Genomic DNA, 14,448 nt, shown 5'->3' on the forward strand with positions numbered 1-14,448 from the left:
TGTACGTCATCATTGTTATAGTTTACATTCATTATAACAAAAAATGTATCAATATCCTAGATATATAAGGAAGAAAGGTGATTTGCATGACAAAATTTATTTCCTGGAACGTCAACGGCCTGCGGGCTGCCATGAAGAAAGGCTTCATGGATACGTTCCAAGCCCTCGACGCCGACGTCTTCTGCCTGCAGGAAACGAAGCTCCAGGCCGGCCAGATCGACCTGGACCTGCCGGGCTATGAACAATACTGGAACTATGCCGACCGCAAAGGCTACAGCGGCACGGCCATCTTCACCCGCCTGTCTCCCCTGTCCGTCCGCTACGGCATGGGTATCGACGAGCACGACCACGAAGGGCGCCTGATCACCCTGGAATTCCCGGAATACTACTTCGTGACCTGCTATACACCCAATTCCCAGAGCGAACTGGCCCGCCTGCCGTACCGCATGAAATGGGAAGACGACTTCCGCCAGTACCTGCTGGAACTGCACCGGGACAAGCCGGTCATCGTCTGCGGCGACCTCAACGTGGCCCATGAAGAAATCGACCTCAAGAACCCCAAGACGAACCATAAGAACGCCGGCTTCTCCGACGAAGAACGGCAGAAGATGACAGACCTCTTGGCGGCGGGCTTCACCGATACGTGGCGCTACTTCTACCCCGATGTGACGGGCATCTATTCGTGGTGGAGCTACCGTTTCAAAGCCCGTCAGAACAATGCCGGATGGCGCATCGACTACTTCCTGACTACGAAGGACCTCGACGACCGGCTGGAAAAAGCCGCCATATACACCGACATCACCGGCAGCGACCACTGCCCGGTCGGTCTGGAATTGAAATGATTTTTTTCGCAAAGGAGCGATACGTATGTTAAAGAAATTGACCACAGCCTTACTGGCCTGCACGGCTTTTGCCCTGCCCCAGGCCTTTGCCTTGTCCGTCCTGCCCGAAGCCGGTGTCAGCCTCGGCGTCGGCACGAAAGAACAGTACGCCGAAGCCAAAGTCCTGCCGCGGACGACCATCGGCTATAAACGGGCCGACCGCGACCAGTACGGCAACCAGAACGACATCTATGCCAAATACAATGTTATCGGCTCGAAAGTCCAGCTCCTCGGCGGCTGGCGCAACAACATCGACGAGCAGTCGAGCTCGACGTCCTTCTACGGCGGCATCGGCGTCGCTGCGCCGCACATCCTGGGCCTCCAGCCCTATGCGACCTACGTCAAGGGCTCGCACTTTGCCGAAGCCCAGGCCGGCCTCAATTACAACATCGCCTTCGGCTGGGGCCTGAACGTCAATTACCATAACTACATGCCCGAAGACGGCGACAACGAACACGGCGTCGGCGCCGGCGTGACCTTCCATTTTTAAAGGACGCAGTTCGCAGGCCGCATCGTAGGGGCGCCACGTGGGGCGCCCGCTTGTGGGAATCCCGCAACGCAACAACGCCGCCTGTACCTGCACGCCTGATTTGCATCGTCACACAGACAGTACGGGCTGTACACAGGATTCACGGCGGGCTCGCCACGTGCGAGCCCCTACGATGGTCCAAAGGGACCGAAAAAAGGAGCTGTCGCAATGCGACAGCTCCTTTTTACATCCAAACGATATATTAGAAAGCGTTATGAGAATATTCGTAGTACATGTCGGTGAGCTGATCCATTTTGTCGCTCATTTCGACCATGAGGTCCGATGCGGTATCGTAGTCGTCAGCAGCCAGGGCCTGTTTGATCTTGGAGAAGATGGACAGGCTCTTTTCGGTGTCGCGGCCTAATTCCGTGCGGAGAGCATTGATCTTGGTCCAGCGTTCGACTTCGAGGGCATTGCTGTCGCCATCAGCATGGAGCTGTTCGGCAGCGATGACTTTCGAGAGGTTTTCCGGAATGATGCGGTACTGGAGTTCCAGTGCCCAGCGGCTGAGAGCGCCGAGTTTAAAGGATTCCATGATGCGTTTCTGGAAAGCGTCGCAAGCGAGGTCGTCCAGTTTTTCCGGATACGTCGTAAGGGCTTTGAAGTTTTCCCATACCGTACGCGGAGCTTTGCCGAACATGGCATTGCGTTCTTCGTCGCTGAAGTTTTCGAAGACGTCGACTTCGGAGCGGTATGCCCGGTCTTTTTCCAGGTAATCTGCGTCTTCGCCCGGTTTCTTGGAGAGTTCAGCCAGGAGTTCAGCCGTCGATTTGCCGCTGGAGAGAGCGTATTTGATGCCGTCCAGAGCGCCGAGGTAGCCCATAGCGATGGCGATGTACGTATTGGTGAACGGGTTGGGAGCGCGGAGTTCGAAACGCGTAGCTGCCGGGCTGGCGATGTCACGGATAAGGCCGGCCAGGACGGAACGGTTACGAGTCGGAACGTCCGGCGTTTCGCCGCCGAGAGCCGTAACGATGCAGACAGGAGCTTCGAAGCCCGGTTTCAAGCGGTTGAGGGAGTCCGTCGTCGACGATACGAAGGGGTTGATGACTTCGTAGTGTTTGAGGATACCCATGATAGCGCCGTAGCCGATGGCCGAGAGGAATTCGCTCTTCATGTCATCCGGGTTGAAGAGGTTGACGAATTTGCCATTCTTCATGATAGCGCCGATACCGAAGTGAGTATGTTCACCGGAGCCGGCAACGCCGTGGATCGGTTTAGCCTGGAAGGTGACTTCGAGGCCGTTTTCACGGAAGACTTCGCGGACGATGATACGGGCAGCGATTTCGTTATCAGCTGTCTGTACAGGGTCGCTGGCGTATTTCCAGTCGACTTCGAGCTGTTCGAGGACGAAGGTCAATTTACCGGAATCGTCAATCTGGGCTTTGACGCCGCCGACTTCTTTATGGCCCATTTCCGGTTCGAGGCCGTATTTTTCAAGGCGTTCGACGGTCTGTTCAAGCGCCGTGCGGACGACGCCGTGTGTACGCTGCCAGTACTGTTCCTGCATCTTCTGGGATGCCGACAAGAGGCGGGTAGCTACGTCCTGGCTCGGGGTCTTGACCCAGAATTCCAATTCTGTAGCCGTCGTGAAGACGATCTTTTCGATGTCATCAGGATTGATGGACGTGCCTTTGATGCCGTATTTCTTGACAAGAGCCAAAATCTGGTCGCCTACGTAGTCGCAGGTGTTGCGAAGGATGGAACGGGAGTCGATGAAGCCCGTAGCATGGCGGAGGAAGCTCGGGATACGGAGCGTACCGACGGGTTTGCCCGTTTCCGGATCGATGTTGCCGTCATTGTAATCGACGAACCAGTCGACGCCGGGGTCGGCTTTGATGTCGACACGAGCATTGGACAAGGTAGCGATGCCCGGCAGGACAACGGAAGAACCGTCTGTCTGGAAAGCCGTAGCATTGAAGAATTTATCGTATTCATCGAAGAATACACTGATAGGAATCTTTTCGTCCGTATCGTTACCGGCGAGGTCGATGCCTACGAGAGATACAAATTTAATTTCCGGGTGCTGTTCGAGTAAAGCCAGCACACCTTCTTTACCATATTGACCTGCAGGGATTACATATACTAAATCATCTTTAGCCATCATGACTCCTCCTTTGGGTGAAAAAAAGACTCCGCCCCTGTGGTTAAGGTTCGGAGTCTTCTTTGACTCTTGTTTCATGACTTATTTTATTTTCAAATTCATGCTAAAATAATACAATTAATTAGTCTATTTGTCAATAGATTTTTTAGAAAAATCTAACAAAACTAATTATTTTGTAAAATTTCTCGAACAATCTGTGAAACAAGCTTGCCGTCGGCCTTACCTTTGACCTGTGAAACAAGCTTGCCGTCGGCCTTACCTTTGACCTTGGGCATGACGAGCTTCATGACGTCGCCCATCTTGAGACCGCTCTGACCGGCAACGGCATCGTTGACGATCTGGCGGATTTCATCGGCTGTGAGCTGTTTGGGCATGTACTTTTCCAGTACGGCCATTTCGGCCTTCGTTTCTTCGACGAGGTCGCTGCGGCCTGCCTTTTCAAACTCTGCCAACGATTCCTTGCGCTGTTTCATTTCTTTGGCAATGACGGCACCGACGCCAGCGTCATCGAGTTCGCATTTGCCGTCGATTTCCGTATTGCGGATGGACGAACGGACCATGCGGATGACGGATAAAGCCGTTTTACCGGCTTCTTTGGCTTTCATGGCCGCTTTCATGTCCTGAAGCAGTTCTTCTTTAAGAGACATGCTATCACCCTTCTTACATTTGACGATTATGCTCTGTACTTCCGTTTCCGTGCTGCTTCGGATTTTTTCTTTCTCCGTACACTCGGTTTTTCGTAGTGTTCACGTTTCCGTACTTCGGAAAGAACACCTGCCTTTTGGCAAGAACGTTTGAAGCGGCGAAGTGCGCTGTCTAACGTTTCGTTTTTACCAACTCTGATTTCTGCCATTCTATTATCCCTCCCTCCAAGGTATGATAGGGAGTGCTTTTACTGCACACAATGAAATTATACTCAGATTAGTGTCATTTGTCAACAATTTCTGAGGTTCAGCGTATAAATTTACTGAATACATAATTGCCATATCCTAAACCGTCTTCACTGAGGCAGCAGCCCCGCTCGGTGCGCTCCAGGAGGCCCTGGCGGATGAGGCCGTCGATGACAGGACCGAAGTCGGCTTCGATGGATTTCCCGAAGCGCCTGGCATAATCGCCGTAATCGATGCCGACCCGGCGGCGCAGGGCCAGGAAGCAGTAATCTTCGACGGCCCGTTTGGCGTCGATGGCGACAGATTCGGCGACGACACTCGCCCTGCCGGCCTTATGGATATACGCCGGGATGTTGGCTACATTGGCCCAGCGCGTCGTCCCATCGAAGGAATGGGCCGATACGCCGAAGCCGATATAAGGCTCATAAGTCCAGTATTTGCTGTTATGGCGCGACTCAAAAGGCCCTTTGGCATAGCTGGAAATCTCGTAGTGATGGAAGCCATAACCGTGCATGGCATCGTGGACGGCCTTCCCCATGGCTTCCACCGTCCCCTCAGGCGGCAGGTGCCATGTCCCCTTTTCCAGGCCCGCCTTGAGCTGCGTCCCGTCTTCGACAATGAGGCTGTAAATGGACGCGTGGACCACGGGCAGCTGGGAAAGGCGCTCTACGTCGCGGCGGACGTCGGCCAGGCGCTGGCCGGGCAGGCCGTACATCAGGTCCAGGGACAAATTATGGATGCCGGCCGCGTAGGCCGCCTGGATGGCCGCTTCGCCCTGGGCTGCCGTATGGACCCGGCCCAGAAAGGCCAGCATGGCGTCGGAAAAGGACTGGACGCCCAGGCTCAGGCGGTTGACGCCGCAATCGGCCAGAGCCGCGGCCTTATCATAATCGAGACTGTCTGGATTGGCTTCTATCGTGATTTCCGCATCGCTGGCAATGCAGAAGGTCTGCCGCAGGGTCTTCAGTATGCGGCTGACGTCGCCGGCTTCCAGCATCGACGGCGTACCGCCGCCGACGTAGACCGTATCAGCCCCTTCCCCGGCATAGGGCGAGGCCGCGATGTCCCGGCACAGGGCTTCGACATAGCCCTGGCAGTAGCGCTCCAGGCCGGCATAGGACGGAAAGTCACAGTACAGGCATTTATGGCGGCAGAACGGGATGTGGACGTACAGGCCCAGCGTCATTCTTCGTCGACTTTGAGGACGGCCATGAAGGCTTCCTGCGGGATTTCGACGGTACCGAACTGTTTCATGCGCTTCTTGCCTTCCTTCTGTTTTTCCAGGAGCTTGCGCTTACGGGAAATATCGCCGCCATAGCACTTGGCCAGGACGTCCTTGCGCAGGGCTGCCACGTTTTCGCGGGCAATGATCTTATTGCCCACAGCGGCCTGGATGGGGATCTGGAAGAGCTGGCGCGGAATGAGGCTGCGCAGTTTTTCGACCAGAGCGCGGCCGCGGCGGGCGGCGAAATCCTTGTGGACGATGACGCTCAGGGCGTCGACGACGTCGCCGTTGATGAGGATATCCATTTTGACCATTGGCGAGGACTGGTAGCCGTTGAGCTCATAATCGAGGGACGCATAGCCGCGGGTCGCCGACTTGAGGACGTCGAAGTAGTCGTAGAGGATTTCACACAGGGGCAGGTTGTAGATCAAAGAAACGCGCGTGTCGTCGAGGTAATCCATGGTGACGTACTGACCGCGGCGGTTCTGGGAGATTTCCATGACCGTGCCGACCATGTCCTTGGGGATGATGATCGTCGTCTTGACCAGCGGTTCTTCGATGTGGTCGATTTTGGTCATGTCCGGCATCTGCGACGGGTTATCCACTTCGACCATGGTGCCATCCGTGCAGTAGACGTGGTAAATGACCGACGGCGCCGTCGTGATCAGGGACAGGTTGTATTCCCGTTCCAGCCGTTCGCGGACGACGTCCATGTGCAGGAGGCCCAGGAAGCCGCAGCGGAAGCCGAAGCCCAGGGCCGACGACGTTTCCGGTTCAAAGAGCAGCGCCGCATCGTTGAGGTGGAGCTTTTCCAGGGCATCGCGGAGGTTGTCGTAGTCGTTCGTTTCGACCGGGTAGAGGCCGCAGTAGACCATGGGCACGGCCTTGCGGTAGCCCGGCAGGGCTTCTTTAGCCGGATGGTCGGCCAAAGTGACCGTATCGCCGACGCGGCAGTCGCGGACGTTCTTCATGCTGGCTGCCAGATAGCCGACGCTGCCACATTCCAGGGACGGGACGGGATGCATCTGGGGCAGGAAGACGCCCGTTTCGATGACTTCAAATTCCTTGCCCGACGCCATCATGCGGATGCGCTGGCCCGGCTTGACGCTGCCTTCCATGATGCGGATGTTGGCGATAGCCCCTTTATAGGCATCGAAGTGGGAGTCGAAGATGAGGGCCCGCAAGGGCTTGTCCCCTTCGTCAGCCGGTGCCGGGATGCGCTGGACGATGGCTTCCAGGACCTTGTCGACGCCGTAGCCCGTCTTGGCGCTGATCATGATGGCGTCCGATGCGTCCAGGCCGATGACGTCTTCGATTTCCTTGCAGACCCGGTCCGGGTCGGCGCTGGGCAGGTCGACTTTATTGATGATGGGAATGATTTCCAAATCGTGTTCCAGGGCCAGGTAAACGTTGGCCAGGGTCTGGGCTTCGACGCCCTGCGTGGCATCGACGATGAGCAGGGCCCCTTCGCAGGCCGCCAGGCTGCGCGATACTTCGTAGTTGAAGTCGACGTGCCCCGGCGTGTCGATGAGATTGAGCGTATATTGTTTGCCATCTTTGGCATCGTAAATGAGACGGGCCGACTGGGCTTTGATGGTAATGCCCCGTTCCCGTTCGAGATCCATCGTATCGAGGAGCTGGTCTTCCATTTCCCTTTTGGGCACGGTGCCGGTCATTTCCAGCATCCGGTCGGCCAGCGTCGATTTGCCATGGTCGATATGTGCGATGATTGAAAAGTTTCTGATATGATCTGTAGACACAGGAATCCTCCTCTTTTTTCCTATTGGATGACGCCGCCGCCCAGGACGCGTTCGCCTGTTTCGGCGTCGTAAAGTACCAGGGCCTGGCCGGCCGTGACGGCGCGCTGGGCATCGTCGAATTCGACCCGCAGGCTGTCGCCGTCGGGATAGACCGTGCAGGCCGCTTCACGGGCAGCATAGCGTATCTTGCCCAGGGCCCGGAACGGTGCGGACGGTGCCTGTTCGACCCACGTCGCTTCACCGGCATGGACAGTCTTCGAGAACAAATCCTGTTCCGAGCCGACGACGACCCGGTTATGGGCCACGTCGAGGGCCGTCACATAATACGGACCGCCGGGACCGCCGAGGTTCAATCCCCGGCGCTGACCGATGGTGTAGGCGGCAATGCCCTTGTGGCGGCCGATGACGCGGCCGCTCTGGTCGACGAAGTCGCCGGGCTTGAAGATGCCCTTGCGTTCGTGCTGCAAGAAGCCCTTATAGTCGTTGTCCGGGATGAAGCAGATATCCTGGCTTTCAGGCTTATTGAAGACCGGCAGGCCCCATTCTTTAGCCAGTTCCCGCGTGTGGGCCTTTTCCAGGCCGGCCATGGGGAATAAGAGATGGGGCAGCAGGTCCTGTGTCAGCTGATAGAGGACATAGGACTGGTCCTTGCGGCGGTCTGTGCCGCGGAGCAGGGAATAGATTCCCGTTCCTTCGTCCTTGACGATGCGGGCGTAATGGCCTGTCGCCAGGAAGTCGGCACCGAACTGCTTGGCCTTTTCCCAGAGCAGACCGAATTTAATGAATTTATTGCAGGCAATGCAGGGATTGGGCGTCCTGCCGTGGACGTAGGCATCGACGAAGTAATCGATGACGTCGCGCCGGAAGATATCGCGGAAATCCAGGGTATAATGGGGAATCCCCAGGACCGAGGCGACGGCTTTGGCATCGTCGACGGAACTGAGGGAGCAGCAGGCGTGGACGTTGTCGATAGTGCAGGCCGGGTCTTCTTCCCACAGGCGCAGGGTAATGCCGATGACGTCATACCCCTGCTGTTTCAAAAGGCCGGCCGTGACCGAACTGTCGACGCCGCCGCTCATAGCTACGGCAACTCGTTTCATAGTGACTCTCCTCTGCTTTTACGGACAGCGTCGCCGATGATGGCGATGGCTGCTTCGATTTCATCTAAGGTATTTTCTTTGCCTACGGACAGGCGGATGCTGCTGCGCAGCCATTTGTCCTCGACGCCCATGGCCTGGAGGACATGGGACGCTTCGACGGCACCGGCTTCGCAGGCCGAACCAGCCGATACGGCCAGGCCCTGCAGGTCGAGGGCGATGAGCAGGATGGCGCTGTCCACGCCGTCGACGCTGAAGTCGATGATGTTGGGCAGGACGTGGTTGCGCCGCCCGTTGAGGTGGAAGCGGGCGTCGCCTTTGATGAGCTGGTCATAGACGGCATCGGTCAGGCGCCGCGCCGCCCGGACTCGGTCGTCCCGTTCGGCCTCCAGGAGTTCGGCAGCCTTGCCGAAGCCGGCAATGGCGGCGACGTTCTCCGTGCCCGCCCGCAGGCGGTGTTCCTGGGGTCCGCCATAGGCTTCGGCAGCGACCTGCAGTCCGTGGCGGATGTACAAGGCGCCGACACCTTTGGGGCCGTAAATCTTATGGCTGCAGACCGTGAGCATGTCGATGCCCTGTTCCAGCGGCCGGATAGGCACGTAGCCAAAGGCCTGGACGGCATCGACGTGGAAGGCGATGCCCTTCTGCCGGGCCAGGGCGCCGATGGCGTCGATGGGCTGGACCATGCCCGTTTCATTATTGGCATACATGACGGAAATAAGGACCGTATCATCGCGCAGGGCCTGGGCCACAGCGTCGGCTGTGACCCGGCCGTCGGCTTCGACAGGGACATAAGTAACGTCATAGCCCTTCCCTTCCAGGGCCTGGAAAGTCCGCAGGACGGCGTGGTGTTCTACGGCCGTCGTGACCAGGTGGCCGCCGTGGGGATAATTGGCCCGCAGGAAGCCGAGGATGGCCAGGTTGTCCGCTTCCGTGCCGCCGCTGGTGAAGACCAGGTCTTCCCCTTTGACGCCCAGGCAGTGGGCGACCTGGCTGTGCGCCGTCTGGACGGCAGACCGGGCCTGCTGGCCGAAATAATGAAGGCTCGACGGATTGCCGTAAGCCGTCGTCAAATACGGCATCATGACGTCCAAGACGCGCGGGTCCATCGGCGTCGCTGCCGCGTTATCTAAATAAATTCGTTTCATTGATGATTTTGACTCCAAAGTTGACAAAATAGCTATAAAAAATAGCCTATTATTTATAATACCATAGGCTTGTGTTCGTGGCTAGTGGTTAGTGGCTAAGGGCTCGTGGCTCGTGGTTCGTGGTTCATGATTCGTAGGGGCCGTCCCAAAGGGCGGCCCGCTTGTGGGAATCCCATCGAATCGTTCAAATGAATCCCATCGAATGGCTGGGGCGGGCTCCCCACGTGGGAGCCCCTACGATTGCGGTCCGTGGGACCGCGGCGGACTGCGAACTGCGACCTGCGTTATCCACAGGATTTGCGGCGGGCTCCCCACGTGGGAGCCCCTACAGTTACTATGCCAGACTAGTGTCTGGCATAGTAACTTGGTACGCCGTCGACGTCGGCGCATTTGGTGTTGCAGCCGGCTTCACTGCAGACCCAGAACGGGCCATAAGGGCCGCTGCGTTTCTGGAAAGTCCCTTTATGGCAGCGCGGGCACGGGTACGGCGACGGCTTGGCATCGGCCTGTTTCTTGTCGCCGTCTATGGGCTCGGTGTGGCGGCACGACGGGTAGTTGCTGCAGCCGTAGAAGTCGCCGTATTTGCCGTGGCGCTTGACCATGGCGCTGCCACAGACGGGGCAGGTCTTGATGCCGGCTATGTGCATGACGACTTTCCGGGCCGCCGTGACCAGGGTATCCAGGAAGGACAGCTGGTCGTGGAGGAAGGTGTCCAGTTTATCCTTGCCCAGGCTCATCTGATAGAGCCGTTCTTCCCAGACAGCCGTTTCGTCGGGATAGAGCATTTCATCGGGCAGGGAATCGACGAGGAGGTAGGCGTCATCTGTCGGCTTGAGGTACTTCTTCTTGCCTTCCGTCGTCAGGAATTTGCGCTGGATGAGCTCCTGGATGATCGTCGCCCGCGTCGCTTCTGTGCCGATGCCCTGGACTTCTTTCAATTTCTTCTTCAGGCTCTCGTCTTTGACGTACTTATAGATTTCCTTCATGGCTGCCAAGAGGGTCGACGGCGTGAAGCGCGGCGGCGGCTTAGTCGCCTTTTTGTCGACCTGGCCGTTCTGATAATGGACGCCATCGCCCTTGCGGACAGCCGGCAGGGTCCCCTTCTCTTCTTCGTCGTCATCGTGCTTGTCGCTCTGATAGAGGACCTTCCAGCCCGGCACGGTGACCGTCTTGCCATGGGCGACGAAGCGTTCATCAGCCGCTTCGATGACCATGCGCGTCTGGTCATATTCATGGATGGGATAGAATTGGGCAATATAGGCCTGGGCGACGAGGTAATAAATATGCTGCTGCATAGACGTCAATTTATCGAAGGGACAGGCTACGGTCGTCGGAATGATGGCATGATGGGCCGTGATCTTGCTGTCGTTCCAGGCGCGGCTGCGTATCTTGCCGTCGGCACCGGCGACCCATTCAGCCAGCTTCCCTGCCGGCAGTTTCCCGAGATTGGCCAAAATATGGGGTACATCCTTGCGCTGGTTCACCGGCAGGTATTCGCAGTCCGAACGGGGATAGGTCGTCAGTTTCCGTTCATATAATTCCTGAGCCGTATCGAGGACCTGCTGCGGCGTATAGCCATAACGCCTGCCTGCCAGGACCTGCAGGGACGACAGGGACAGGGGCAGGCGCTGGGCTTCTTTCTTCTTGGTCTTTTTATTCTCGACGATGGTTCCGTCAGGCCGTTCCTGCAGGCGTTTGAGGATGGACTGGGCCGTCTTTTCGTCGACACAGCGCCCTTCCGGGTCGAGGCCGCTCTGGGTATCCCTGGGCTGCCACTGGGCGCGGATGAGGCCGTTCTTATGAAGGAAATCGGCTTTGACGACGTAATACGTGACAGGGACGAAGTTGTCCAATTCTCGCTGGCGGCGGACGACGAGGGCCAGGGTCGGCGTCTTGACGCGGCCGATGGGAAAGACGACGCGGTGCCCCTGACGGCGGGCGGCCAGGGTATAGGCCCGGGACAGATTCATGCCGATGAGCCAGTCGGCGCGGCTGCGGGCCAGGGCCGATTCCTTGAGATGGACGAAATCGCCGTTGCTGCGCAAATCATCGAGGGATTCGTGGATGCTCTTCTCGTCGAGGGCATTCAAGAGGATCCGTTCGACAGGCTTCTTATTGCCGACGTAATCGAGGATCTCATCGATGAGCAGCTGCCCTTCCCGGTCCGGGTCACCGGCGTTGACGATAGTATCGACGTCGGGATTGGCGATGAGGTCCGTAATGACCTTGAACTGGTCCTTACTGGCCGGGCTGACCAGGAGCTTCCACTGCTTGGGGATAATCGGCAAGTCGTCGGCGTTCCAGCGCTTGTACTTGGGATCATAATCCTGAGGTTCGGCCTGTTGCAGGACGTGGCCATAAGCCCAGGTCACGATGCCGCCGCCCGTGCGGATACAGCCGTTCCCCCGCTGGTGCGGATCAGGCAGGCACTTCGCCAATTCCCGGGCCATGCTCGGCTTTTCGGCAATAAAAAGTTTCATAAGGCATCTCTCTTTCTGAAATAGACTGTACCTTATATCATACCATGGTTGGGGATTAGTGGCTAGTAGGGGCCGCCCAAAGGGCGGCCCGCTTGTGAGAATTCCGTTGGCAGGCGTCCCGCTTGTGGGAATCCCGTCGAATCGTGGCTCGTGGTTCGTGGTTCGTAGCTAGGGGTTAGGGACTAGGGGTCCTTCTCTTTATAGTTTGTAGTTTGCAGAAGATGGTTTTAAATTTTTAACCATGGTCTACAAACTTGAACCTTACACGTGAACGCAAATTCAACCTCTCAGTCAGCTGACGCTGACAGCTCCCCTATAAAGGGAGCCTTGGGCGGGACGCCTACGATGTGGTCCGTCGGACCGCGGCGAACTGCAGCCTGCGTTTATTCCCATTATTCACAGCGGGCGTGCCACGTGCGCGCCCCTACGATTGCGGTCCGTCGGACCGCGGCGGCCTGCGGTCCGCGTTTATTTCCATTATTCACAGTGGGCTCCCCACGGGGAGCCCCTACGAAAGTCACCAAAGCCGTTACACGGCTTTGGTGACTTTGGCCAGCTGGCCGGCGGCTTCGATGGCGCGGACGAAGGATGGCGGGATGTCTTCTTTTTTCAGGGACTGGCCGATGAGGCGGCCGAGGATGACGCCTTTGTTGCTGTAGAGCCAGGCGAAGTAATAGATGTACAGGGCCTTTTTATTGCGCGGGTTGACGTGCCACAAGAGGCGGGCCGGGTAATCGTGGAAGTTGACGTCCAGTTTGCGGCAGGCCTTTTTGATCATGTCCGTCGTGGCCCGGGCGTGTTCGCCGCAGGCCGTGTCGATGATGCGGTCCAGGTCGCGGCGCTGGCCGTGGTCAATCATGGTCTTGGCCAGGTCCATTTCAAAGCAGATCTCGTCGGTGAAGTAGACGCCCCGTTCGCCTTTATGGCTGCCCTTGACGTCGGCGTCGTACAGGGCGACGACGGGAATCTTGAAGTATTCCAGGAGTTTCTTAATCTTGGAGATGGAACTTTCGCCGCGGGCATTGATGAGGCAGATGCCGTAGTAGTCGAAGGGCAGGTCCAGGGTCTTGGCGAAGTGCTGGAAACAGCCGTATTCCGTTTCCCCTTCGACGATGAGGACGCTCCGCGAATAGAGGGCTTCCTTGACTTCAGGGAAGTGCATGATCAGGTGTTTCTCGATTTCTTCGCTGAAATGGAAGCTGGCCCCGCAGGCCGCTTTGACCATGCCCTGCTTGTTGCGGTACAGGCGGATGATATGGCGGTAGTCGTCGATGAGGGAATCCGTCGAGTGGGTGACGACGAATAACTGCCCCCGCAGGCCGTCGAGGCCGAAAAGGTCCTTGAGGAGCGTACAGAACTGGGGGTCTTCGTTGTTCAGGAGCTGCTGGTAATAGAGCAGGACCGACCGCTGCATGTAGGGATGAAGGTGCATTTCCGGTTCATCGATGGAGATGATGAGGGGCAGGTAGCGCTTCCCTTCTTCGTCGACGATGAGATTGTGTTCGATAGGCACGGCGCGGCTGATGGACATCAGGTAGACCTGGGTGATGACGCACAGGGCGGCCAGGGAAATGAATTTCATGTTGTCCGCCCTGGGCCGGTCCATGCGGCAGAGCATGCAGGACAAGAGGAAGATGTTGACGAAATACGATGAATCGAGGCTGCCGACGGCGACTTCGTGATGGATGAAGGCCTTGGCTTCTTCCGACAAGCCGTCCCAATGCGTTTCGCTCCATTGAGAGAGCTTCTGTTCCAAGGCGCGGTAAATGCGCGGCGGCACGCGCTGTTCTTCCGGCATGGCCGCCGAATAGGACACGTAGCGCAGGCGGCGGATGAGCTCTAACGGCAGTTCTTCGCCGCTGTTGTCGTCGTAGAGATGGGGATACATGTCGCTGACGTGCATTTCCATGCGGACGCGCAGGCTCTGACGGTGCTCGTCTGGCGTATCGGCGAAATATTCCTGCTCATTGTGCAAGAGGTGCAGGTCCAGGGTGATGACGATGGGCCGGGTCACGTCGGCATAGTCATCTTCTTCGACATTGCGGCCGGCACTCATATAGGAAATGAGGCGCAACAGACCGCTCTTGCCGATGGCGTTTTCACCGACGATATAGTTGGCCCTTTCGTGGAAAGTCATTTCGACGTCTTGCAGATTCCGGTAATTTTGAATACGCATGTAAGTAATATACACAAAATCACATCCTTTTCAACATTACTTTTACTATACGTATTCGACAAAAAACGCGCTACTCCCTTCTTTTAGAGAGCAGCGCGTTATTCCTTTTACGTATCGTTCATGGTTTGATGAACGGCCTATGGGTTCAACAAACATCG

At 57.2% G+C, this 14,448-nt stretch carries 11 protein-coding genes; 2 read left to right on the top strand and 9 right to left on the bottom strand.

The features are described from left to right. The first annotated feature begins 86 nt into the window (after window positions 1-86). The gene (locus ACFCTO_RS04860; RefSeq protein ID WP_292260674.1) at window positions 87-842 is read left to right on the top strand and encodes an exodeoxyribonuclease III; all 756 of its coding nucleotides are present in this window, start codon (window positions 87-89) and stop codon (window positions 840-842) included. A 25-nt stretch (window positions 843-867) separates the two neighbouring features. Next, window positions 868-1,371 carry a hypothetical protein gene (locus ACFCTO_RS04865; RefSeq protein WP_020310699.1) on the top strand — a complete coding sequence of 168 codons (504 nt, stop codon included), beginning with the start codon at window positions 868-870 and terminating at the stop codon, window positions 1,369-1,371. Window positions 1,372-1,612: 241 nt separating this feature from the next. On the opposite strand, the gene ACFCTO_RS04870 is transcribed toward ACFCTO_RS04865, so the two are convergent. The 9 genes from ACFCTO_RS04870 to ACFCTO_RS04910 all read right to left on the bottom strand — a co-directional run bounded on the left by ACFCTO_RS04870 (window position 1,613) and on the right by ACFCTO_RS04910 (window position 14,305). Beyond that, window positions 1,613-3,514 (bottom strand): type I glutamate--ammonia ligase, encoded by a 1,902-nt coding sequence (locus tag ACFCTO_RS04870; RefSeq protein WP_299722975.1) that lies wholly within the window; start codon window positions 3,512-3,514, stop codon window positions 1,613-1,615. 164 nt (window positions 3,515-3,678) lie between these two features. Further along, window positions 3,679-4,161 (bottom strand): GatB/YqeY domain-containing protein, encoded by a 483-nt coding sequence (locus tag ACFCTO_RS04875; protein ID WP_499876468.1) that lies wholly within the window; start codon window positions 4,159-4,161, stop codon window positions 3,679-3,681. 26 nt (window positions 4,162-4,187) lie between these two features. Further along, entirely contained in the window at window positions 4,188-4,367 is a 180-nt protein-coding gene (rpsU, locus tag ACFCTO_RS04880; RefSeq protein ID WP_020311403.1) for a 30S ribosomal protein S21, read from the bottom strand. Window positions 4,368-4,465: 98 nt separating this feature from the next. Beyond that, on the bottom strand, window positions 4,466-5,590 hold the full coding sequence (gene hemW, locus ACFCTO_RS04885) for a radical SAM family heme chaperone HemW (RefSeq protein WP_499876469.1): 1,125 nt from the start codon (window positions 5,588-5,590) through the stop codon (window positions 4,466-4,468). Continuing rightward, window positions 5,587-7,389, bottom strand: coding sequence for a translation elongation factor 4 (gene lepA / locus ACFCTO_RS04890; RefSeq protein ID WP_337371652.1), 1,803 nt, complete (start codon window positions 7,387-7,389; stop codon window positions 5,587-5,589). Before lepA ends, hemW begins: the two co-directional genes overlap by 4 nt. Before the next feature lie 20 nt (window positions 7,390-7,409). After that, window positions 7,410-8,489 carry a tRNA 2-thiouridine(34) synthase MnmA gene (gene mnmA, locus ACFCTO_RS04895; RefSeq protein WP_292261813.1) on the bottom strand — a complete coding sequence of 360 codons (1,080 nt, stop codon included), beginning with the start codon at window positions 8,487-8,489 and terminating at the stop codon, window positions 7,410-7,412. Further along, the gene (locus tag ACFCTO_RS04900; RefSeq protein ID WP_499876470.1) at window positions 8,486-9,634 is read right to left on the bottom strand and encodes a cysteine desulfurase family protein; all 1,149 of its coding nucleotides are present in this window, start codon (window positions 9,632-9,634) and stop codon (window positions 8,486-8,488) included. Before ACFCTO_RS04900 ends, mnmA begins: the two co-directional genes overlap by 4 nt. 344 nt (window positions 9,635-9,978) lie before the next feature. Beyond that, window positions 9,979-12,114 (bottom strand): DNA topoisomerase III, encoded by a 2,136-nt coding sequence (locus ACFCTO_RS04905; protein ID WP_499876471.1) that lies wholly within the window; start codon window positions 12,112-12,114, stop codon window positions 9,979-9,981. 529 nt (window positions 12,115-12,643) lie between these two features. Further along, complete coding sequence (locus ACFCTO_RS04910) at window positions 12,644-14,305, bottom strand: ATP-dependent nuclease (protein WP_499876472.1); 1,662 nt, start codon at window positions 14,303-14,305, stop codon at window positions 12,644-12,646. Window positions 14,306-14,448 lie beyond the last annotated feature (143 nt).

Origin of the sequence: Megasphaera indica, assembly GCF_046614755.1 — a bacterium.
GTDB classification, from domain to species: Bacteria; Bacillota; Negativicutes; order Veillonellales; family Megasphaeraceae; genus Megasphaera; species Megasphaera intestinihominis.

Excerpts from the sequence above, each read along its gene's own strand:
- ACFCTO_RS04860 (WP_292260674.1), top strand. The coding sequence starts at position 87 with ATGACAAAATTTATTTCCTGGAACGTCAACGGCCTGCGGGCTGCCATG.
- ACFCTO_RS04865 (WP_020310699.1), top strand. The coding sequence starts at position 868 with ATGTTAAAGAAATTGACCACAGCCTTACTGGCCTGCACGGCTTTTGCC.
- ACFCTO_RS04870 (WP_299722975.1), bottom strand. The coding sequence starts at position 3,514 with ATGGCTAAAGATGATTTAGTATATGTAATCCCTGCAGGTCAATATGGT.
- ACFCTO_RS04875 (WP_499876468.1), bottom strand. The coding sequence starts at position 4,161 with ATGTCTCTTAAAGAAGAACTGCTTCAGGACATGAAAGCGGCCATGAAA.
- rpsU (WP_020311403.1), bottom strand. The coding sequence starts at position 4,367 with ATGGCAGAAATCAGAGTTGGTAAAAACGAAACGTTAGACAGCGCACTT.
- hemW (WP_499876469.1), bottom strand. The coding sequence starts at position 5,590 with ATGACGCTGGGCCTGTACGTCCACATCCCGTTCTGCCGCCATAAATGC.
- mnmA (WP_292261813.1), bottom strand. The coding sequence starts at position 8,489 with ATGAAACGAGTTGCCGTAGCTATGAGCGGCGGCGTCGACAGTTCGGTC.
- ACFCTO_RS04900 (WP_499876470.1), bottom strand. The coding sequence starts at position 9,634 with ATGAAACGAATTTATTTAGATAACGCGGCAGCGACGCCGATGGACCCG.
- ACFCTO_RS04905 (WP_499876471.1), bottom strand. The coding sequence starts at position 12,114 with ATGAAACTTTTTATTGCCGAAAAGCCGAGCATGGCCCGGGAATTGGCG.